The organism is Rothia nasimurium (assembly GCF_928392795.1).
Classification (GTDB): Bacteria; Actinomycetota; Actinomycetes; order Actinomycetales; family Micrococcaceae; genus Rothia; species Rothia nasimurium_F.
The window spans coordinates 75,247-97,474 of record NZ_CAKMTJ010000002.1 but is presented as its reverse complement, the minus strand read 5'-3'; the positions used below and the strand labels follow the sequence as shown (position 1 = coordinate 97,474).

The following is a 22,228-nucleotide window of genomic DNA, read 5'->3' as shown; positions in this document are numbered from 1 at the left end:
CGGGGTGTACCTAGGCGGTGATGAAGTAGATGATGGCGCAGATCGTGAAGATGGTGCCGGTGGTCAGGGCGGCGGCTAGTTCGATGAGAATGCCGATGCCCATCGATTTGAGGGCAGCCAGGGTACTTCCCGCGGAGGTGGCGATATCGCCCTGGTTGCGCACGGTCTCGCTCAGCAGCAGGGCAAGAGCAAAGCCAACGAAGAGGCCAACGACGGGGATGACGAACATACCAATGACCGCGCCGAGCACGCCCCAGAGGATTGAGCGGTTAGGGATGGCCCGCTGTTTGAGGGTTTTGCCCGTCAGTACAGCCTGGGCGGCCATACCCGCAAGCAGGATGGGTAGACCTAAACCCAGTAGCCACCAGCCCTCAGGCCCGCGCAGGGTCAGCCCCCACAGCAGGGTGCCACCGAGAACTGCGAAGGAGCCGGGCAAAATAGGGTAGACAATACCTACGATGCCTAGGCCAATCAGCAGGGCGGATATAAGGGTTATCACGATAGCTAGGGTCATACTGTTCAGTTTACCGGTGCGGTTACTAGCAAGCATTGGGCATACCGAAGCCTATTGGCCGGGGCTGGCGTGAATTGCGACGAGCCCCCAGGCGAGGAGCAAGAGGGTCGATAGGCAGAGGTATGCCCAATGCTTAGCTATCTCATCGTAAAACCACACTGATATAATCAGCATTACGCATACAAGTTTTGGAGTAGAGATGCCAGATAAGGACGCCGCACCCCGGCCCGGTTACCGCGAGCAGCTGACCCTGGGGGCGCGTCCGCTCGACGCTCCCGGCGCACCTATCACCGACCGGCAGGCCCGCGATATCGCCACCGGCCGCCGCACCTGGCACCGCAGGGCCTCTAAGCCGGTGTCCCTGTGGATGTTCGCCCTGTTCATTGTGCTCATGACCCACCGGTGGATTCCAGAGTCCCTTTGGCTGATGGTTCACATGGTCACCCTGGGTCTCATCACCAACTCGATTCTGGTGTGGTCCCAGCATTTCACCGAGGCCCTACTCAAGCACAAGCTCCCCGATACCGCTCGACCGGTGCAGCTGGCCCGTATCTATGCCCTCAACGCCTCGATGGTGGTGCTGATGGTGGGTGTGGTCTTTTCTCTCTACCCGCTGACGGTGCTCGGATCGGTGGGTGTGGGCGCTGCGGTGACCTGGCACGGGGTTGCCCTGCTGCAGCAGATGCGTTCTGCCCTGCCTGCCCGCTTTGGGGTGACGATTCGCTACTACATTGCGGCGTCCTGGCTCCTGCCGGTGGGTGCTACTTTTGGTGCCCTGCTGGCCTATGACGGGTTGAGTGCCACCTGGCACGGCCGTCTTTTGCTGGCCCACGAGGCTATCAATGTGCTGGGCTTTGTGGGTATCACGGTGGTGGGTACCCTGATGACCCTCTGGCCGACCATGCTGCGCACGGTCATGGTGCCGGACGCCGTCGTCCGCTCCACCCGCGCCCTGGCAGGCCTGTGCGCGGGGTTGGGGCTCACTGTGGCCGGTGCCCTGGCAGGTCTCACCTGGCTGGCTGTTGCCGGCCTGCTGCTCTATGCCGGTGCCCTGGGGCTAGTTCTTGCCCTCATGGTGCGCACTGCTGCCGCCAAGAAGCCTGCCGACTACGCAACTTTCTCGGTAGCTGCCGGTATGGTCTGGCTGACCGCGGGCGTCCTTTTCTCTGCCTATCTGGTCGCTACCTCCCCCTTTGATTCCCTGACCCTGCGCCCGGTCACCCCCATATTTGTTGCCGGTTTCCTGGCTCAGACCCTGTTGGGTGCCATGACCTACCTACTGCCTGCCCGTATGGGCGGCGGCCCCAAGGCCGTCCGCGCCGCCAACAAGGAGTTCAACCGTTTCGCCGCGGGCCGCACCGTCATGGTCAACCTCTCCCTGCTCATCTTCATCCTGCCGGTTTCCCTCACCGGCTCCTGGGTACGCACCGGCGCCTCCCTGCTCGGAGCCTTTACCCTCTTCACCTTCATCCCCCTCATGATGCGCGGGGTGCGGGCCTCCGTCAGTGCACGCAAGGCCATGATTCAGGCCCGAGCCCGCGGTGAGGCGCCCACCCCCGACCCCGAGGCGCTCGCGCCGACTCCCGTACCCCACCTGCGCAATGCCCTCATCGGCGCCCTGGCTGTGGCTCTGATCGTAGCCTTAGGGGTCGCGGTTGACCCGGCGGCCCGCGCCCGACTTGCCGCGCCAGCGTCCGCCGGGAGCGCCACCGGCCAGACCACCACCCTGGCCGTCGAAGCCACCGCCGACATGCGCTTTACCCCCGACACCGCAGAGGTGCCGGTAGGCAACCGCCTGGTCATTGAGGTCACCAACACCGACACCAAGAACGCCCACGACCTGACCTTCTCCAACGGAACCTCCACCGGCCGCATCGACCCCGGGGCAACCAAGAGCGTGGACGTCGGCATCGTCACCGGTGACCTAGAGGGCTGGTGCTCAGTGGTCGGGCACAAGGCTATGGGCATGACCTTCACGGTGGTAGCAAGCGGGGCGGACGCCACCCAGACAGGGTCCAGCGACAGTAGCGGCTCAGCCCATGCCGGGCACAGCGCGAGTAACTCAACCCTTGCTTCAAGCGATATTGACCTGCAGGGCGATATCTCTGAAAGCTACCAGACCCGCGACGCCACCCTGGCTCCCGTAGCCGACGGTGAAAGCATCGACGGCCGCACCGTGCACCGCCAGACCCTGGATGTGCAGGAACTCCCCCGCGAAATCGCCCCCGGGGTCAACCTCAACGCCTGGACCTTCAACGGCTCCTACATGGGCCCCACCCTGCGCGGGCGAGTGGGCGATATTTTTGAAATTACACTCGTCAACAATGGCAGCATGGGTCACTCGGTAGACTTCCACGCCGGAACAGTCTCCCCCGATGAGGTCATGCGCACCATCGCCCCCGGCGAATCTCTCACCTACCGTTTTGAGGCCGTACGCTCAGGTATCTGGCTCTACCACTGCTCCACCATGCCCATGAGCGCCCATCTGGCAGCGGGCATGTTTGGTGCGGTTATTATCGACCCCGCCGACCTGCCCGAGGTAGACCGCGAATACCTGCTGGTGCAGTCCGAGGTGGCACTGACCGAAGCCACTAACAGCCAAAGTTCCACCGCCGAGCCGAGTGAAGGCGTCCTCACCGACATCTCACCCGAGGGGCTGGCAGCAGGCACCCCTACCCTCACCCTCTTCAACGGGCACGCCACCCAGTACCTGCGCGACCCGCTCACCGCCCGCGCGGGCGAGCGCGTACGCATCTGGGTGCTCAACGCCGGGCCCAACGGGGAGCTGAGCTTCCATGTGGTGGGTAGCCAGTTCGACACGGTCTACAAGGAAGGCGGATACCTGCTACAGAACGGCGTAGACGCATTTGGCTCCAGCGGGGGCGGCGCCCAAGCCCTCGATCTTTCAGCCGCCCAGGGCGGCTTCGTCGAAATGGTCTTTACCGAGCCGGGCACCTACACCTTCGTCAACCACAACTTTGCCGCCGCCGAACGCGGGGCCCGCGGGCAGATTGTCGTCACCGACAGCTAGAGCTGGCTTAAAGTCGCGGACGCCGCCACCAACGGGCATCTGGCAGTAGCCCCGAGTGCCGGGGTTGGGTGCATCACCCTAGGGCGTGTAGGGCGGGTGAGCGCCTGACGGGTAGGAGGGTTTTCAAGTAGTCTTGACCTGATGACAAGTGAACGCACCAAGCCCAACCTAGCCCTGCGCATCGGCGCGGGGCTGGTCGCGCACTGGCAGATTGTGGCATCAGCGGTGCTGATGTCGGCCGGTGTCGTGGGGCTTTCTGCTACCTACGAGGACTACTGCGGGCAGACCGACCTGACCTACGCCCCCACAGAACTGCGGGACGACATTGAAGCTGCCGCCCAGGTTTCTGGTTTCCGCGCAGGCGTGCTGGCAGCCCAGCTAGAAACCGAATCAGGCTGGGTCACCACCGCCCAGTCCCACGCAGGCGCCCACGGCCTAGCCCAGTTCACCCAAGACACCTGGGACATCTGGGGCGAGGGCGATATCAACAGCCCCGAAGACTCCATCGCCGCCCAGGGCCGCTACCTGGCCTATCTTTCTGAGCGCCTAGCCCCCTATGCCTCGGCTGAAACTTCACTTCAGGATATTGTGCTGGCAGGCTACAACGCCGGGCCCGGTGCCGTGGAGGAATTTGGCGGTATCCCGCCCTATTTTGAAACCCAGAACTACGTGGTCAAAATCGACGAGCTGGCTGCCACTAAATACGCGGTCACCTGCGCGCCTGACCCCGAGTTCAAGCAGGCTACCCTGGTGCGCTAGGAGAGCCGTAAAATACATATGGGGCTCAGCAAAAGGTTCTGCAGGCTCACGCTTGATGAAGCCCAGCAGATTCCGAGCGCGCGAGGAAATAAATCTGCGGGCGTAATAGGCGCAAGCCTGACCCTCATGCCCCGCCTTACGGCGGATTCCGTGCCCTCTTGTGTGCTCGCGCGCTCGCACCCGGGCACTTCATCATGCCAGCAGCTTCGCTGCGAGCCTGCTTCACCAAAACCCTCAGGAGGCCCCTATGACCGCTTCGTCCGTTCCCTCAGATCAGCTCTTCCCGCAGGGCAAGCCCGCCCCTGCCGGTTCTTTCACCGGCCAAGTATATATGCACCCGCTGGCACCCAGCAGCCAGCTCCAGTCGCTTGCCGTCACTTTCGAGACTGAAGCCCGCACCAACTGGCACACCCACGACGTTGGCCAGCTCATCGTGGTGACCTCAGGCATCTGCGTCTACCAGCTCGAAGGCCAGGAACCCCAAACCCTCAAGCCCGGTGAAGCCTTCTTCTTCGAACCCGGCGTCAACCACTGGCACGGGGCCACCAGCGACGGGCCCATGACCCACATCGCCGTCACCCCCTTCAACGAGGACGGCGAATTCGTCAACTGGGGCGCCCCCGTCGACGACGCCACCTACACCGGCTAGACCCGATACACCTTCAACAAGGACGCCGCCACCTGCTCCCCTGCCCTCAGGCAGGAAAAGCGGGTGGCGGCGTCCTTACTCAAAGCCCTACCGGGGCAGCCTAGCGCTTCTGGTAGAGGGCCTTCTTCTGGAACTTGGGGTCAGAGGTGACCAGCATGCCCAGGGAGCGGAAGATCCCCTCGTCCACCGAACCCAAAATGGTGGTGGTGTGCACGTCAGCGCCACGCAGGTTCTTAATCTGCTCAAGGGCGGCGCGGGCGTCCTCATCGTGGGCTGCCGAGGTTGAGAGGGCAATCAGTACCTCGTCGGTGTGCAGGCGGGGGTTCTGGCTACCCAGGTGCAGGGTCTTCAGGCGCTGGATGGGTTCCAGGGCCTCGTTGGACAGCAGGTGCTTGTTGTCGTCCAGGCCTGCCAGGTGCTTGAGTGCGTTGAGCAGGGCAACAGCCGAGCAGCCGAGCAGGTCGGTGGTCTTACCGGTGATGATGGTTCCATCTGCCAGCTCGATTGCCGCACCGGGGGCACCGGTGGTTTCTTCGCGCAGGCGGGCGGGGGTAACGACCGGGCGGTCGGTTTCCCTGATACCAGCCTTGGCCATAACCACGGCAGCGCGGTCCGACTGGGTGGAATCCAGGCCGCCGCGGGCCTCGTCCACTAGGGCCTTGAAGTAGCGGCGGATAATCTCCTGCTCAGAGGCATAGCGGCAGGCAGCATCATCGGTGATGCAGTTACCAGCCATGTTCACGCCCATGTCGGTGGGCGACTGGTAGGGGGTAGTGCCGGTCATCTTCTGCAGCAACACCTTGAGCAGCGGGAAGGCCTCAACGTCGCGGTTGTAGTTGACGGTGGACTCACCGTAGGCGGTCAGGTGGAAATGGTCAATGACGTTGGCGTCATCAAGGTCAACGGTGGCAGCCTCGTAGGCCAGGTTGACGGGGTGCTCCAGGGGTAGGTTCCAGATGGGGAAGGTTTCGAACTTGGCGTAGCCGGCCTTCACGCCGCGCTTGTTCTCGTGGTAGACCTGCGACAGGGCGGTTGCCAGCTTGCCGGAACCGGGGCCGGGAGCGGTAACAACCACCAGGTTACGGGTGGTTTCAGCGAACTCGTTGCGGCCCAGGCCGTCCTCGCTCACGATCAGGTCGGTGTTGGTGGGGTAACCGGGAATGACGCGGTGACGCGAAACCTTCAGGCCCAGGCGCTCCAGGCGCTGCTTGAAGGCAACGGCCTTGGCGTTGTCGTCCTCCATCTGGGTGAGCACCACGTGCTCGACCAGGAAGCCGCGCTCACGGAAGACATCGACCAGGCGGAGCACGTCGTCCTCGTAGGTAATGCCCAGGTCAGCGCGGATTTTGTTGCGCTGCAGGTCCTTGGCGTTGAGGCAGATGAGGATCTCTACCTCGTCGCGGATTTGCTCCAGCATCGCGATCTTGTTGTCGGGTGTGAAGCCGGGCAGCACACGGGAGGCGTGCATGTCGTCAAAGAGTTTGCCACCCATTTCGAGGTAGAGCTTGCCGCCGATTTCTTCGCGGCGCTCCTGGATGTGTCGAGACTGCATCTCGATGTACTTCTCACGGTCAAAGCCAATTTTGTTCACCATGGAATTCAAGCCTATCAAGCCCAAGGGTGCGGACGCTCGCGCCCCGGCCGCGTGGCGGCGGTGAGGGCGGGCACGTATAGCACCCCGGTGGAATTTACTGCACGCTTTCTCTAGCTATGGGTCAACTGGTTGACTCTCTGATTCGATAGACCGAGCAGCTTCGCCGTTTCTTTTTGGTTATACCCGCGGTCAAGAAGCCCCTGCACAGTCTGCCGAGCCAGCCGAGCCGCAATAGCTTGCTCCTCACGAGCTTTACGGTCGCGCTCTTTCGAGCCTTCCCAGACAACCCTGATATCTGCGGGCATGATGTAGTCAATGAGCAACCTGTAGCTACCGGGCTTCTGCTCGGTCACCAGCTCAATCACTTCCTGGGCAGCGCGCTCAACATCATCAAGTTTGGCAGCTTGGCCTGCGCTGTCGAGGCTAGGGATATCAACCAGCCACCAGCGTCCGTCCTTACGGGCTGTTGCTTTAATTTCTTGCATTTTTCTACCTCCAGTCATGAGCCTCAGGCGGCAGTATTTTAATAAGCTTCTATCGCTTGGTCATTTTTAAAATCTATACCCCCTTGATTGAAAAATCAAGGGGGTATAGATTACTGATTACTCTAGGTGCCGCAACCGCTCGGGATAGTCGGTAAAGACGCCGGTGGCACCCCAGTTTTTGAGTTCATTGGCGCGGGCGGGGCTGTTGACCGTCCAGACGTTGACCTCGTACCCGGCTTCACGCAGGGCGCGGACGGCCGCGCGGGTCAGGCCCCGGTCTTCCAGGTGGGCGGCGCTGGCGTCGATGAGTTCTAGAACGGAGCGCCAGTCAGGCTGGAACATCTCGGTGACGAAGAGGGCCCCCACCGCATACTGCGGGGCGCAGCGTTTGAACTCGGCCAGGAGCAGGTGGTTGAAGGAGGAGATAATTACCTCCCGCTCCGGTTGCAGGCGGGTCAGCTCTTCAATGACCCGGTCAACTAGCAGGCGGGAACGTTCCGCCCCCTGCTCATTGGATTTCAGTTCGATGTTGAGGTTGAGCCCGCGCCCATTGGCCAGCTCAATCAGCTGGGCCAGAGTGGGTACCACCTCCCCCGCCGTGTCGGGCGAAAACCAGGCGCCGGCGTCCGCCCCGGAAAGCTGCTCAGCGGTGTAGTCGTAGAGGGGGCCGGTGAGGTTGGTGGTGCGGTCGAGATCGGTGTCGTGCAGCAGGACGGGCGTGCCGCAGGCGGCGATATCAACGTCGGTTTCGACCCAGGTCGCGCCGGAGTCAGCGGCGGCGGTAAAGGCGGCAAGGGTGTTTTCAGGGCGGGTTCCGGACGCCCCTCGGTGAGCAAAAATACGCATGGCACCAGTATGGGGCAGGGAGGTTAACGAAAGGTGCCCCGCCATAGGCATCTGTGCAGGGTTCTTGGGCTGTGTGCAGGGAAAACTCTGCACACAGCCCAAGAACCCTGCACAGACGAATGCGACCTCTTTTCCCGAGCGGGTGTTCAAACATCGCCCGCTCGGGAAAAGAAGTCGCATTCGGCAAAGAACTCTAGCCCTTCAGCACCTCAGCAAGTCTCTTCACACCCTCGGTCAGGGCGTCCGGCTCAATCGCCGAGAAGGCGATGCGGAGCTGGTTGGCGCCGGGGTTGCGGGCGACCCCGTCCTCACCGACTACCGGCTCGTAGAAAGCCGAGCCGGGAATAAAGACCACACCGGCCTCGATGGCGGGGGCGAGGGCGTCCGTCGCGTCCTCGTACTTGCCGCCGGCGGGCAGGGTCAGCCAGGTGAAGAAGCCGCCCTCGGGCACCGTCCAGGTGGTTCCCTCGGGCATGTAATTTTCGCAGGCGTCCAGCACGGCCTTGCAGCGGGCCTCGTAGAGGGCGGCGGTGGCGCGAGTGTGGGTCTCCCATAGGCCCTCGCTCATGAAGCCCAGCACCAGGCGCTGCGAGAGCACCGACGGGCAGATGGTTACGGCCTCGCCCGCAATCTGCAGGAACTTACGCACGCGGAAGGGCGCAACCATCCAGCCCACGCGCACGCCGGGCGAGAAAACCTTCGAGAAGGAGCCCAGATAGAGCACGTTCTCGGGATCAAGCGAGTAGAGGGAGCGGCGGCGTTCCCCGGTGAAGGATAGCTGGCCGTAGGGGTTATCCTCAACGATCAGCACGTCGGCTTCACGGCAGACGCGCACCAGCTCGGCGCGGCGCTCGTCCGACAGGGAAATGCCGGTGGGGTTCTGGAAGTTAGGGATGGTGTAGAGGAACTTGACCTGCTTACCCTCAGCCCGAATCGCCTCAATAGCCCGAGCGACGGCGGCGGGGTCGAGGCCGTCCGCGTCCAAGGGTACCTGGCGGACGTCCGCCTGGTAGCCCTCAAAGACGCCCAGGGCGCCGGTGTAGGTGGGGCCCTCTGCCAGGATTACGTCGCCGGGGTTGACGAAGAGCTTGGTGGCCAGGTCCAGACCCATCTGGGAGCCCGCGGTCATCTGAATGTCATCGACCGCCGGGCGGGCACCTTCCGATTCCATGAAGTCGCACACCAGCTCGGCCAGGGCTTCAAGGCCGGCACCTGAGCCGTACTGCAGGACTTCCAGGCCCTCTTCTTCGATAATGCGGGCGCTCATAGCCCCGAGGGTATCGAGGGGTAGCAGGTCTAGGTCGGGGTTACCGCCTGCAAGGGAGATAATGCCGGGGCGCATGGCCACCTCAAAGACGTCGCGCACAGCGGACGGGCGGAACCCGGCGGCGCGGTCAGCGAAGTGGCGCATAATGCGGGCTTCGGCAGGGTTGGCTTCGGCCAGTAGGGCTGCAATCTTGCTCATGGTTACTCCTTGCCACCGTAGGTAATATCAGCGACGCCGGACGCCGGTGAGGTCGGCTCAGCACCTACCCCGGCGGCGTGCAGAGAGATGAGTTCGTAGACGGTGTGGGCGGCGGCGATGCCGGTCAGTTCGGCGTGGTCGTAGGCCGGGGACACTTCAACAACCTCGGAGCCCACCAGGTTGAGCCCGCGCAGGCCGCGCAGGATTTCCAGCAGTTCGCGGGAGGTAATGCCGCCCGCTTCGGGGGTGCCGGTGCCGGGTGCGTGGGCGGGGTCGAGCACGTCGATGTCGATGGAGACGTAGAGCGGCTTATCACCAATGCGCTCCCGCAGCAGCTCAACGACCTTCTGCACACCCAGGTAGTAGACGTCCGCGCTGGTGACGATGCCAAAGCCGAAGCGGGCGTCATCCTCGAGGTCTTCGGTGCCGTAGAGGGGGCCGCGGGTGCCCACGTGGCAGAGGGCGTCGGTGTCGAGCAGGTCTTCTTCGAAGGCGCGGCGGAAGGGGGTGCCGTGGGTGTATTCGGCGCCGAAGTAGGTGTCCCAGGTGTCCAGGTGGGCGTCGAAATGTAGTAGGGCGATTTTGCCGTGCTTCTTGGCCAGGTTGCGCAGGTTGGCGAGCGCTATGGTGTGGTCGCCGCCGATGGTGACCAGGCGGGCGCCGTCCTTGGTCAGTTCGTGGGCTCCTGCCTCAAACATGGCGAGGGCTTCTTCGATGTTGAAGGGGTTGCCGATGATGTCACCGGCGTCGGCCACCTGGGCTTCCTTGAAGGGGGAGATGTTGGCAGCCGGGTTGAAGGGGCGCAGCAGGCGGGAGGATTCGCGCACGTGGTTGGAGCCGAAGCGGGCGCCGGGGCGGTAGGAGACGCCGGAGTCCCAGGGCATACCGGCCACGACGATGTCGGCTTTCTCGACCTGATCCAGGCGGGGCAGGCGGGCGAAGGTGGCAAGGCCGGCCCAGCGGGGTACTTCGGCGGCGTTGACGGGGCCGACGCGTTCGACGCCGTCGGCTCCGGTGGCGATGACGCGGTTGGGGTCAGCTGAGAAGAAGGCTTGAGTCACGGGTTCTCCAAGAGGGTTAGGACGCGGGTAGCTGGCTTAGTGCGCGGGGCAGGTTGGGTGCGGGCTGGGCCCGGGGTTAGTGTGGCCGGGCGCACTAGAATCGCTACCACTATAACCCGCCTGCGGGGCAGCGGCGGGGCAGGTTCTCCAGCTGGCAGGCCTGCGCTACCGATACTTATTCAGGTGCTAGCAAAGCTATGCCAAGCCGCCGAGGGCACCCGGGCGGGGGCAAGCGTCCTTACCGCCCAGGGCGGGGACGGGGGTGCATAAATTTGCAGCAGGGCGGGCATAAAAAATATGAGGGCACTATGACGCAAAGTCCCACACTTTTATATGCAGCCGGTTTGCCCCTAGTCTTCTTGGATTCGCCACCAGCTGGTGTGGCTTTGGTGTGGTTCTAGTTCAATGAGGTCTGTACCGCTGTTGAAGGCGTTTGCGGGGGCTGTCATGGGTTCAGCAGCAAGGGCTCGCCGCTGAGTTCCGTCTGTATAGAACTGCAACCATTCGATACCGTCTCCGATTGTTAGTCGGGTGGCTTCACCGTTGGGAGCGGTGAGGACGATGTGTGCTTCTCCAGCAGTTTTTTGGATTCCTCCAAAGGCGTGGTCGAGATTTATGCCCTTGAGGGGGAGTGTATCTGCGAGATTGAGGTCTTCGGTGAGGGGGAATTCCTGGGTGGGAATCATGGATTCGTTGACCTTGAGGTAGGTAGAGACAGGAGCAGTGAGGTTCCATGAGTCGACTGCGCCGGGGGTTTCCTGTTCTGTGCCTGCCATGAGGTAGGGGTGTGCGCCGAGGGCGTAGGGGGCTGTTGTTTCTCCAGTATTGAGTGCGGTGAAGGTTATGGTGAGCCCTTGGGCGGTGAGGGTGTAGGTTGCGGTGAGTTTGAGGGGGAAGGGGTAGCCGGGTTGGGGTACTAGGTGGAGATTGGCAGTGACTGATGAAGAGTCGGGGGTGTTAATTGCTTGGTTGAGTTCCCAGCGGGTCCAGTCAGCGAGTCCGTGGATTGCATTTCTAAGGGTGGGTTCATTGATGGGCAGCTGGTACTCAGCGCCCTTCCAGGTGTATCGGCCTTCTGCTATGCGGTTGGGCCAGGGGGCGAGGAGGGCGCCTCGAGCGGCTTCTCGTATTTTGTGTGGTGGGGCGGGGAGTACGAGCTGGCGCCCTTTGGGGGAAGTGAGCGATGAGAGGTTGGCACCGACTTCGGTAATTATTGCTTGGTAGCCGGAGTGTTTGAGGGTGACTGCGGCTCCCTGTGGCTGGTTCTGGGTGGAGGTGGACATGGGGGTCTTACTCCTTCTCCGCGGATCGGGAGGGGGTGGCTACCAAGAACTCTGGGGGGTTGAAGCCTTCACGGTCGAATGCTTCTGCAACTGCTTCAGCGAGGTTCGTCAGGTTTTCAGTAGGAACCAGTGCAATAGCAGAGCCACCGAAGCCACCTCCTGTCATGCGGGCTCCTAGTGCTCCTGCTTCGCGGGCGGCGTTCACTGCGGTGTCTAGTTCGGGGCATGAGACTCGGTACTGGTCACGGAGGGAGTCGTGGGAGGCGTTGAGGAGTTCACCGAGCTTTTCCCATACGTCATCGGCTGGTGAGTTTACGCTGTCGAAGAGGGCGATACATTCTTCAACGCGGGCAATTTCGGTCCAGACATGGCGTAGGGCATCACGGATTACTGCCCGGTCTGTTCCGTCGGGCAGGTTGTAAGAGTCTACGTTGTTATCCCACTGTTCGATGAGTTCTTGGGCTTCTTTGAGGGTGGGGGTTCCCTGGAAAGCGTCTCGGAGGTAGTTCACGCCCAGGGCTTCGCGGGCAACCTCGGTTGCTGCCCGTCGGGCGGCGTATTGCCCGTCGGAGAGGTTGTGGTAGGCACGGGTGTCTATCACGAGTACGGAGAGGTTGGCTGAGGCGACATCGATGGTAAGAGGGCGGGTGGAGAAGTCGCGGCAGTCGATGGCGAGGACGGAGCCTTCTTCTGCACGGAGGGAAATTGACTGGTCCATGCCACCTGTTGAGGCCCCTGCGATGTCGTTTTCTGCTTGGATACAGGCTGAGGCCAGTGCGGCACGTCCCTGGTCGGTGCTGGCGAGAAGTTCTCTAGTGGGCTGTTGGGCGGTTAGCAGGTCGTCAACGCCGAGAGCTACAGCGCACTCTAGGGCAGCTGATGATGAGAGTCCTGCACCCAGGGGGACGGAAGAGTCGATGGCGATGTTGGCGCCGAACCCTTCCGGCGAGAAACCAGCAAAATCGCCTTGCTTTTGCTGTTGCATAGCCCAGGGAACACCTGCAACGTAGGAGAGCCAGCCGGAGAGGGGCTGGGTGCCCACCTCAGCAAACTGAACGGTTTCAGTATTGTTATCAGGGGCGGTTGAACCGGCATCACCCTGAGCGGTGACTGCCGTAATTTTTCCGTCTTGGCGGGGGGTCATTGCTACGAAGGTGCGTTGGGGGAGGGCAAAGGGAAGGACGGTGCCACCGCAGTAGTCGATGTGTTCACCCAGAAGGTTGACGCGCCCAGGGGCTGAGTACACTCCGTAAGGGGCTTCCCCAAAGGAAGTATAGAAGCGGTCTTCGACGTTCTTGCGGAGTGTCTGTGCAGGTACGGTGTTCTTCCAGATAGCAGGCATGGTGTGTTTCCTTTATACGTCAGAAGCAAGTTCTTTGAATCGGGCGGCGATACGCTCGGGTGTGGTGTCAGATACCCACGCGGCCATAGCGGATTCTGAGCCAGCCAGGTATTTCATCTTTCCGGGGGCACGCAGGAGGGAGAAAACGTGGAGGTACATGCGTGAGACGTTTTTTCCACCGATGACGGGGGCCTGGTGCCAGGCTGAGATGTAGGGGAGTTTGTCTACCCCTTCGAAGAATTTGTCGAGTCGATGCAACAGGTCTAGGTACAGCTCGGTGAGTTCGTCTTTTTCTGCTTCGGTAAGTTCTGTGAAGTCACGAACCGGGCGTTTGGGCATGACCATAAGTTCTACAGGCCACTTGGCGGCATACGGTACATACGCCACAAAGGAGTCGGTTTTCCTAATGATTCGTTCTTCTGCTGCAAGTTCCGCAGCGAGAACATCTCCCAGGAGGTCTCCACCGGTTTCTGATGCCCATGCGTCTGCTCGCCGTGCAACAGAAGCTGTATAGGACGGCATGTAGGGGTAGGCGTAGATCTGACCGTGGGGGTGGGGCAGGGTTACACCAATTTCTTCTCCACGGTTTTCGAAAAGAAAGACCTGTACGACTCCGTCGAGGGCTGAGAGCTCCTTGGTGCGGTGGGTCCAAGCTTCTACAACGGTGCGTGCCCGTTCATAGCTGAGGGAGCCAAAAGAACCGTACTGGTCTGAGGTGAAGCTGATAACCTCGCAACGGCCACCTGGTGTGGTCTCCTTGAAAAGGGGCTCGTCTCGGAGGGTCTCTAGCGGCCCTTGCAGTGAAGGGAAACGGTTTTCAAAGACAACAACGTCGTAGGATTCTTCCGGGATTTCACCGGGTACGGTTCCTACGCCAGCAGGTGCCAGGGGGTCCTCATCAGCAGGCGGCAGGAAGGTTCGGTTGTTGCGGTGAGCGGCGATAGCAATTGATTCGCCGGTCAGAGGGTCGGTACGCACGCAGGCAGCTTCGTGGGGAGGCAGAGTGCGAGGTTCCAGGGGGCGGGTATCGCGGATGGTTCGGGTTTTCCGGCCTGAGACGTAGGGTTCAGAGTCATCGAAGAAGATGATTTCTCGCCCGTCTGCGAGGGTTCCTTTAGTAACTTTTACGTTGGTCATGCGGTAATCACCTTAGCTACGTTGTCGGATAGGAAGTTGTGTCGTTCCTGGGTGAGTTCGTCGGTGACGACGGTGTTGATGTCTGCCCAGGAGGCAAACCGGGATAGCCCAGCCACATTCCATTTACTGGAGTCGAAAACAGCCACGGTGTCGTGGGCGTTTGCGATAAAAGTTCTGTTAGTACTGGTCTCGTTCATGTTGGGGGTGTACATGCCTTTCAGAGTCACCCCGTGAGCACCCAGAAACAGAACATCGATGTTGAGGTTTGCCAGGGTTGCGTCCGCAAGCGGTCCAACGAAGGCGTCAGAGGGTGTGCGCTCACCGCCGATAAGGAGCACTTTGGGCTTGTTCTTTGTATCAGCTAACCCGTGGAAGAAGTCAGAGACGGGGAGGGAGTTAGTGACGATGGTGAGGTTCTCGAGCTCTGTGCGGGCAGCTATTTCTTGGGCAAGGCGTGCGCTGGTTGACCCTCCGCCGATTGCAATTGACTGGCCGCTGCGGACTAGCTGGGCTGCGGCCTTTGCAATTTTTGCTTTCGACTCTGCGTTGAGCGTGGTCTTCTCAGCAAAGATTGGCTCATGGGTAGATTCAGAGATGGTTGCACCTCCGTGAACCCTGCTCAGTAACCCCTGTTCTTCTAGTTCTGCCAGGTCACGGCGAATCGTCATCGCAGATACATTCAGCAGGCCAGCCAGATCTTGGACCTGAACAGTGCCTTTTTCCTGTACTTTTGCAACGATTGCGTTGTGGCGTTGTTGAGCCAGCACTTAAACCTCATTCCGGTTGTAACGACTTCTTCTAAACTGAACAATATCAAACAAAAACAAGCATTTCCAGAGCTAAAACATGCTCAAAATGAGTCTTTTGAACAAAAAGGAACGATTTTTTGTTCAGATATCTACAAAAAGCAACAATCTTGAACTAATATGAACACCGTAGGGCTTGAACCTCAGCCCTCTCGATAGCAACAGGACCCGAGGTTCAGCCAATTCCATCAGGAAGGACAAGAGAGCATGTACCCCACCAAGCACCACGAGAGCCTCAACGTTCTCCACGAGAACGTCCTCGCCCCCCGGGCCTACTACGTCCCTGCCTCCCATGACATGGGCCCGCTGGTGAACAATCGTGAGTCCTCCGACCGCTTCCTCAACCTCAATGGAACCTGGCAGTTCACCTACTTCAACGACGATTCCGAACTACCACAGGACTTCTACACTGCCACATACGCCCACACCGACGCGTCCCCCATCATCGTCCCGGGCGCCTGGCAAACCCAGGGCTTCGACACCCACCAGTACACCAACTTCAAATACCCCTTCCCTCTTGACCCACCCTTCGTACCCCACGAAAACCCCTGCGGTCTTTACACTCTAGACTTCCAGTACACCCAGGATCAGCAGGCCCCGCTCGCCCACCTCACCTTTGAAGGCGTTGATTCATGCTTCTACCTCTGGGTCAACGGAAGCTACATCGGCTACAGCCAGGTATCCCACGCAAGCAGCGAATTCGACATCACCGAATACCTCACCAACGGCTCAAACCGCCTCACCGTACTCGTCTACAAGTGGTGCGATGGCTCCTACCTCGAAGACCAGGACAAATTCCGCATGAGTGGCATCTTCCGAGACGTCTACATCCTCAGCCGCCCCCGCCACGCCCTCTACGACTACTTCATCACCACCAACCTCAACGAAAAAACCAGCGACGCGACCCTCAACATCGCGGCACGCTTCCTCAGCCAAGAAACACACACCACGCTCACCCTCACCAACGCTGAAGGCGAAGAGGTAGCGAGCTCCACGCTCACACCCAGTGCTGCCAACCCCAACTTCACTCACTCAGCAACCCTTCATATCCCTAACGCCCACACCTGGAACCCAGAAAACCCCTACCTCTACACCCTCCACCTAAAAACCCAGGACGAGGTCATCACCGAACGCGTGGGCGTCCGCACCATTCGCATTGAACACAATGTCATTCTGCTCAACGGCAAGCCCATCACCTTCCGCGGCGTAAACCGCCACGACTCCGACCCCGTCACCGGCCCAACCGTGGACTACAACCACATCAAACGCGACCTCGGGCTCATCAAACAGCACAACTTCAACGCTATCCGTAGCAGCCACTACCCCAACTCCCCCTACTTCTACCAAATGTGCGATGAGTACGGGTTCCTCGTCATGAGCGAGGCCGACAACGAAAGCCACGGCACCCAGGTCCAGTACCTCGAAGATGGCTCCTTCGACAACCAGGTAAATCACTGGAACGAACGCATCTCAGACAACCCAGAATGGACTGAAGCAACACTCGACCGTGTCCAGCTCTGCGTGCTCCGCGAAAAGAACCGCCCCAGCATTGTCTCCTGGTCAGCAGGTAACGAATGCGGCTACGGCGTTACCCTCGAAGAGTCCCTCGCCTGGGTCAAGTCCTACGACACCACCCGAATCACCCAGTACGAAAGCGCCTACTACGACGACAAAAAGCGCCGCTACGACTACTCCAACATCGACCTCTACAGCCGCATGTACCCGCCCTTCGAGGACATCGAACAGTACCTCAACAGCAACCCCAATAAGCCCTTCCTCCTCGTCGAGTACGCCCACGCTATGGGCAACGGCCCCGGCAACCTCGAAGACTACTTCCAGGTCATCGACCAGAACCAGGCAATGTGCGGCGGCTTCGTTTGGGAATGGTGCGACCACGCCATCTACGCTGGTACCACCGAAAATGGCACACCCAAATACCTCTACGGCGGCGACCACGGCGAAGAAGTACACGACGGAAACTTCTGCATGGACGGCCTTGTCTACCCCGACCGCACTCCCCACGTTGGTCTCCTCGAATACCGCAACGTCTACCGCCCCCTCAGAGTCGTCTCCTTCGACACCGTATCCGGCTCCCTCACCCTCAAGAACTACCTTGACTTCACCGACGCACAAGAAGCCATAGAACTGAAATACACCTTCAGCCAGGACGGCGTAGAAGTAGCATCAGGCACCTACCACTTTGAGCAGGCATTCCTCCCCCACCAAGAAACCACCATTAACCTTGAGGCACCTTCGCTCACCAGCGGACGCTGCTACCTCCACATCGAATACATTCTCAAGAAGGACCTCCCACTACTTCCCACAGGCCTCTTCCTCGGCCGCGACGAAGTACCCGTCCACACCATCAACCCCACCCATGCCAAGGCACTAGATATTCTGGGCACCACCAACAACGCACAGAACCTCGCTGTAACCGAAACAGGTAAGCACTACACCGTCCAAGGCGATGGATTCACCTACACCTTCAACCGACGAACCGGTGTATTCGACCAGCTCTCCACCAAAGACCACAACCTCCTCACCCAGCCCATGAACATCAATATCTGGCGGGCACCCACAGATAATGACATGTACATCAAACTCAAATGGGCAGAAGCGCACTACCACCAGGCCTACTCAAGGGTCTACACCAGCGAATACACGCACACCGAAAACGGTGTCACCATCTCCTGCACCCTGAGCATGGTAGCCCCCACAGTGCAACCCATCTTCACCGGCACCGTCCTCTGGAACATCACAAACGACGGAAAAATCACCGCTCGATTCAACATCGAACGCGCCCCAGAATTCCCCGATCTCCCCCGCTTCGGAGTTCGCCTCTTCCTCGACAAGTCTTTTGCCGATGTTGAGTACTTCGGCATGGGTCCCCATGAAAGCTACAGCGACAAACACGAAGCAAGCTACCACGGCACCTTCCAATCTTCCGTCGAAGATCTCCACGAGGACTACATCATGCCGCAGGAAAACGGTAGCCGATTCGACTGCGACTACGTCCACCTATCAAGCCCCCACCATCATCTCTCTATAGCCTCCGAACACCCCTTCTCGTTCAGCGCCTCCCACTACACGCAGGAAGAGCTGACGAACAAAAACCATAATTTCGAGCTGGTCGAAGCCGACTCAACAGTCCTCTGCCTCGACTACGCCCACAACGGAATCGGGTCCAACAGCTGCGGCCCCGAAGTCTTAGACGAGTACAAACTCAACGCACAAAACATCAACTTCGGTTTCACTCTCGCCCCCACCCTATAGCGCGAGAAACAGGCAAAAGGTAACACAATGAAAGAAACAAAATACCTGAAATGGTACAACGTAGTAGGTTACGGTTCCGGCGATGTTGCCGGCAACGTGGTCTACGCCTTCCTCGCATCATTCGTGATGATTTACCTTACCGACACGGTAGGACTCAACCCAGGAATTATCGGCACCCTCATTCTTGCCTCCAAGATTTTTGACGGCATTTCCGACCTCTTCTTTGGGGCAATGATCGACAAAACCAACACCCGTATGGGTAAAGCACGCCCCTGGATGCTTTGGGGCTACGTCGGCTGCGCCGTAATGATTATCGCCATCTTCGCGATTCCGCCATCACTCGGTGATTTCGCCCAGTACGCCTGGTTCTTCATCGCCTACACCCTCCTCAACGGCGTGTTCTACACCGCCAACAACATTGCCTACTCCGCACTCACCTCCCTCATCACCAAGAACGGTAACGAGCGCGTACAGATGGGTTCAACCCGCTTCATGTTTGCGTTCGGCACCAGCCTCCTCATTCAAAGCATCACTGTTCAAGGCGTCGAAATGTTCGGCGGCGGCGCAGAAGGCTGGCGCACCATCGCCATCATCTACGCCCTCATCGGCCTCGCCGTCAATACCCTCTCCGTCTTCTCCGTCAAGGAGCTCCCCAAATCAGTCCTTGAAGAAGAAACCCAGGCTATCCCCATCATTCACGAGAAGAACAACCCTGTTCCCGAGAAGTACAGCTTCAAAGAATCCCTCGGCCTGCTCGGAAGCAACAAGTTCTATCTCCTGATTCTTGCAGTCTTCCTGCTCAACCAGATTTTCAACACTACACTGAGCATGGGCATCTACTTCATGACCTATATCCTGGGGGATGCCAAGCTCCTCGGCCCCTTCGCCTGGGCTATCAACGTCCCCCTCATCATTGGCCTGCTCTTCACCCCCATCGTGGTGAAAAAATTCCAAGGCATGTACAAAATCAACGTCATCGGCTACATCATCGCGTTCGTTGCCCGCGTTCTTGTAATCGTGGCAGCCTACATGGGCAATATCCCCCTGATGCTGGTCTTCTCCGGTATTGCCTCCATCGGAATGAGCCCCCTCCAGGGCACCATCAACGCACTCATCGCTGAAGCCTCGGAATACACCTTCCTCTCCAAAAAGAAGAGGGTAGATGGCACCATGTTCTCCGCAACCTCACTGGGCGTCAAGATCGGTGGCGGTGTAGGCACTGCGCTCGCTGGCTGGCTACTCGCTTTCAGCGGCTACGTCGCTAACGCACCGGAGCAATCAGAATCTGCACTACAGATGCTCTACATCATGTACCTATGGATCCCGGCAGCGGTCAACCTCATCATTCTTCTCCTGCTCACCCAGCTTAAGGTGGAGAAAGCCAACAAGGAACTAAGGGAAAACGCACCTATCAATTACACGGTGCTCGACAGGTAAAAGTATTCTGCTGAACCCCAAAAGCGTTGCACGCCATTCCCCTGGCGTGCAACACTTTTATGCGGTTATTAGGTATTCCTCGTATCGAGGTCAGCGGGGAATCTACAAACGCCTTCCTAGGCTCACCAACAATTTCTATATGTGACAACCATCGCGTATGCTACATCACGACCTTAAAGCCGTATCACCACGAAAGGCGACCCATGAACCTCGCCATTATCCTGCTTTACCTCGGTGCCCTCGTTTTCTTCGGGTACCTCGGCAAGCGCCGCGCCAACAGTACCGAAGACTTCCGTGTTGCCGGGCGACGCCTGGGCCCGCTCCTTTATACCGGCACCATGAGCGCGGTAGTGCTGGGCGGGGCCTCAACCGTGGGCGGTGTGGGCCTGGGCTACACCTATGGCCTGGCAGGAGCGGCTGAATAGCTAGTATGCAGCTGACCGTCTCCAGCGCCCCGGCCAACCACCGGGAGCAACTACCCGACTGGGCGCAAGCCGTGTATTTTGAGGATTTCACGCGCGATGACCACACCCGCTGCCTACTGGCGCATAGTGAAGGACAGCTGGTGGGGATTGTTGCCTGGTGGACGGCCCGCGCCCACCACACCCGCTACGAGCTCCAGCTTGCGGTGGTGCCCCATCTGCGGCGTCAGGGCATAGGTACTGCCCTCTACCGGCAGGCGCGGGCGCAGGCGTCCGCTCCCCTACCCTTCTTCATGCGTGACTACCTGGGCGAACCGACCCTGCACTTAGCCGACTCGCTGGGTGCCCAGACTATTCAGATGGTTCCGCCCGCCGCCGTGCCCACTTCATCAGCGCAGAACCTGCGGGAGCATGCGTCCGCCCGCTCTGCGCGCAGCGTGAGCTACCCAGAATTTGAGCAGGCCTACATCGATTTTTACGAGTGGACGCATGCCAGCTGGCACCCCGTATCGGGCGACCACCGGCCGGTGCTGGCCCGTCATGCCGCCGAAGCCTACAACGACTACTCATCAATCGCGGTGGACGCCGCCGGGCAGGTGCACGCGGTCATAGCGGTTTTCCCCGGTGACCAGCCTGAACTCTGCGGAGAGACAACCACCCCAGCTCCTAATCAGGGGGAACTGCTCTTAGAGGCCTGCCTGCGACGCTCCCTCACACAACTAGCAAAAACGGGGCACAGCACGGTCGAGGCCGATGGGCATATCTCAGACCCTCATCTCTTCCCTGCCTGGGCCAAAACCGGAGCAGGCGGACGCTGGTACCGGCTGGTTAAGATTCCGGGCTAGGGAAGGGGAGGGAAAGGACGCCGACGCGGTAGGCTAGTGCCGCAGCGTCAAGTTTTCCGCTGGTAGTGCTACCGGGTTGAGGTAAATGGAACTCACTGTGCAGTGAATCTTGCCCGGGTTTGTGGGGGTAGACCAGGAAGGCGTCAGCGGCCAGGCGGTAGGCGTAGGTGGCAAGCTGATACTGGTCGCTCATAGAAGCGTCACCAATGTGCTGTTGGCGGAACTTGTACTTGGCGTCATAAACGGTGGTTTTTCCGTCGCGCTTGACCACCAGATCGGGCCTTTTAGCGGTAGCTGCGGGTGAGCCGTCTGCCTTGTAGTAAAGGTGAAGCTCAGCCTGTTCTTCTACCTCTGCATCAGCGCCCGCTTCAGCCTCGGCTCTAAAGTGGCGGGCGACGATGCTCTCCCAGAGGTCACTGGAAACTATCTTGAGGTTAGCAATGACGCCACCTGCATAGGTTGGCTCTTCAATGCCTACACCCAGTTGCTTGGCGAGAATCGCGCGGGCCAAGAGGTAGGCGTCTCTGAGGTTAGAGCCGATGCGGGAAAGCTCTGTAGAACTTAGCCTCTCGCCCAGAAGTGCTGCTGAAGTTTTGATTCCTACATCGCGCAGGTGGGCATCAATCTCTACAGATTGGGTCTGTAGGTACGAATCTTCTACCTGCCCGACTACCTGCACCGCGGCACGAATAACCTGCCAGATATGGTTATCGGCAGTGAGTGAATCGAACTCGCAGAGCACAGGCACACGGTGGTAGATTTTGCGCTTAATCAATCCCTTAGGCACCATACGTCCGCGCACAAAGTTCAGTTCGCCCTGGGTTTGCAGAAAGACAGGTTTGCGCTGTCTAACAGCCTCTTCAGCCTGCCTCAGAAATTGCCGGTAGAACTGGATTTTCAGTTCGGGAACATCCGGCAAGATAGAGGCACCTGATGGTGGAAGGTCAACCCGGTCAGCAAGTGGAGCGGGGCTCATATTATGCGTGTGGATTAGATACCAGAGGGCATTAGCATGCCCTAGATCAAGGACGTCGAGCGGTTCAGTCATCGAGCGGGCGCTGGTTTCTGACCAGAGCGGGTCGGTTTTACCTTCCTCGTCTTCGTCTGCTGAATTTTCGTTCGAGCCTGCCGGGGCAACCCTTGAGAAATGGGAGGCCCAGCTCTCATCTAGGGCGAGCACTTCCATTTCGTAGACGAAGGTGTGAAAGGTTTCTGCGCTCATACCTGTGGGTAGGGTGAAGGCCTTACCGTGGCTATCTCTAACGCTCCACAGTTTGGG

17 protein-coding genes and 1 pseudogene are annotated in these 22,228 nt (G+C 59.7%); 7 read left to right on the top strand and 11 right to left on the bottom strand.

Translation table 11 applies throughout. From position 1 onward, the window contains the following. Window positions 1–10: 10 nt before the first annotated feature. Window positions 11–514: a DUF456 domain-containing protein gene (locus tag L6963_RS03290; RefSeq protein WP_237206971.1), complete on the bottom strand. Its 504-nt coding sequence runs from the start codon at window positions 512–514 to the stop codon at window positions 11–13. 199 nt (window positions 515–713) lie between these two features. On the opposite strand from L6963_RS03290, the gene L6963_RS03285 reads away from it, so the two are divergent. From L6963_RS03285 to L6963_RS03275, 3 genes are all read left to right on the top strand, one after another. Then, entirely contained in the window at window positions 714–3,545 is a 2,832-nt protein-coding gene (locus L6963_RS03285) for a multicopper oxidase domain-containing protein (protein WP_237206970.1), read from the top strand. Window positions 3,546–3,686: 141 nt separating this feature from the next. Then, window positions 3,687–4,304: a lytic transglycosylase domain-containing protein gene (locus L6963_RS03280; RefSeq protein ID WP_237206969.1), complete on the top strand. Its 618-nt coding sequence runs from the start codon at window positions 3,687–3,689 to the stop codon at window positions 4,302–4,304. A 247-nt stretch (window positions 4,305–4,551) separates the two neighbouring features. Next, window positions 4,552–4,953: a cupin domain-containing protein gene (locus L6963_RS03275; protein WP_237196641.1), complete on the top strand. Its 402-nt coding sequence runs from the start codon at window positions 4,552–4,554 to the stop codon at window positions 4,951–4,953. A 100-nt stretch (window positions 4,954–5,053) separates the two neighbouring features. Here the strand turns inward: L6963_RS03275 and L6963_RS03270 are convergent, their stop codons facing one another. The 9 genes from L6963_RS03270 to L6963_RS03230 form a co-directional block, all read right to left on the bottom strand. After that, entirely contained in the window at window positions 5,054–6,547 is a 1,494-nt protein-coding gene (locus tag L6963_RS03270) for a DUF1846 domain-containing protein (RefSeq protein WP_237206968.1), read from the bottom strand. 110 nt (window positions 6,548–6,657) lie between these two features. Then, window positions 6,658–7,032 (bottom strand): hypothetical protein, encoded by a 375-nt coding sequence (locus L6963_RS03265; RefSeq protein ID WP_237206967.1) that lies wholly within the window; start codon window positions 7,030–7,032, stop codon window positions 6,658–6,660. 117 nt (window positions 7,033–7,149) lie between these two features. Next, window positions 7,150–7,878, bottom strand: coding sequence for a glycerophosphodiester phosphodiesterase family protein (locus tag L6963_RS03260; protein WP_237206966.1), 729 nt, complete (start codon window positions 7,876–7,878; stop codon window positions 7,150–7,152). Window positions 7,879–8,071: 193 nt separating this feature from the next. After that, window positions 8,072–9,343, bottom strand: coding sequence for a PLP-dependent aminotransferase family protein (locus L6963_RS03255; RefSeq protein ID WP_237206965.1), 1,272 nt, complete (start codon window positions 9,341–9,343; stop codon window positions 8,072–8,074). A 2-nt stretch (window positions 9,344–9,345) separates the two neighbouring features. Further along, window positions 9,346–10,365, bottom strand: coding sequence for an agmatinase (gene speB / locus L6963_RS03250; protein WP_237186479.1), 1,020 nt, complete (start codon window positions 10,363–10,365; stop codon window positions 9,346–9,348). A 389-nt stretch (window positions 10,366–10,754) separates the two neighbouring features. Further along, window positions 10,755–11,687: an aldose 1-epimerase family protein gene (locus L6963_RS03245; protein ID WP_237206964.1), complete on the bottom strand. Its 933-nt coding sequence runs from the start codon at window positions 11,685–11,687 to the stop codon at window positions 10,755–10,757. Window positions 11,688–11,694: 7 nt separating this feature from the next. Continuing rightward, window positions 11,695–13,029: a galactokinase gene (gene galK, locus L6963_RS03240; RefSeq protein WP_237206963.1), complete on the bottom strand. Its 1,335-nt coding sequence runs from the start codon at window positions 13,027–13,029 to the stop codon at window positions 11,695–11,697. 12 nt (window positions 13,030–13,041) lie between these two features. After that, on the bottom strand, window positions 13,042–14,166 hold the full coding sequence (galT, locus tag L6963_RS03235) for a galactose-1-phosphate uridylyltransferase (protein WP_237206962.1): 1,125 nt from the start codon (window positions 14,164–14,166) through the stop codon (window positions 13,042–13,044). After that, window positions 14,163–14,933 carry a DeoR/GlpR family DNA-binding transcription regulator gene (locus L6963_RS03230; protein ID WP_237186317.1) on the bottom strand — a complete coding sequence of 257 codons (771 nt, stop codon included), beginning with the start codon at window positions 14,931–14,933 and terminating at the stop codon, window positions 14,163–14,165. The genes galT and L6963_RS03230 overlap by 4 nt, the downstream gene beginning before the upstream one ends. Before the next feature lie 246 nt (window positions 14,934–15,179). On the opposite strand from L6963_RS03230, the gene L6963_RS03225 reads away from it, so the two are divergent. The 4 genes and pseudogenes from L6963_RS03225 to L6963_RS03210 all read left to right on the top strand — a co-directional run bounded on the left by L6963_RS03225 (window position 15,180) and on the right by L6963_RS03210 (window position 20,949). Beyond that, window positions 15,180–18,245, top strand: a complete 3,066-nt coding sequence (locus L6963_RS03225) for a glycoside hydrolase family 2 TIM barrel-domain containing protein (protein WP_237206961.1) — start codon at window positions 15,180–15,182, stop codon at window positions 18,243–18,245. Between the two features lie 27 nt (window positions 18,246–18,272). Further along, on the top strand, window positions 18,273–19,682 hold the full coding sequence (locus L6963_RS03220) for an MFS transporter (protein ID WP_237206960.1): 1,410 nt from the start codon (window positions 18,273–18,275) through the stop codon (window positions 19,680–19,682). A 203-nt stretch (window positions 19,683–19,885) separates the two neighbouring features. Then, window positions 19,886–20,095: pseudogene (locus tag L6963_RS03215) on the top strand (sodium:solute symporter); the annotation flags it as partial. Window positions 20,096–20,112: 17 nt separating this feature from the next. Further along, window positions 20,113–20,949 (top strand): GNAT family N-acetyltransferase, encoded by an 837-nt coding sequence (locus L6963_RS03210; protein ID WP_237206959.1) that lies wholly within the window; start codon window positions 20,113–20,115, stop codon window positions 20,947–20,949. Here the strand turns inward: L6963_RS03210 and L6963_RS03205 are convergent. Next, the gene (locus L6963_RS03205; protein WP_237206958.1) at window positions 20,933–22,171 is read right to left on the bottom strand and encodes an McrC family protein; all 1,239 of its coding nucleotides are present in this window, start codon (window positions 22,169–22,171) and stop codon (window positions 20,933–20,935) included. The two genes, L6963_RS03210 and L6963_RS03205, sit on opposite strands and share 17 nt — an antisense overlap. Window positions 22,172–22,228: the final 57 nt, after the last annotated feature.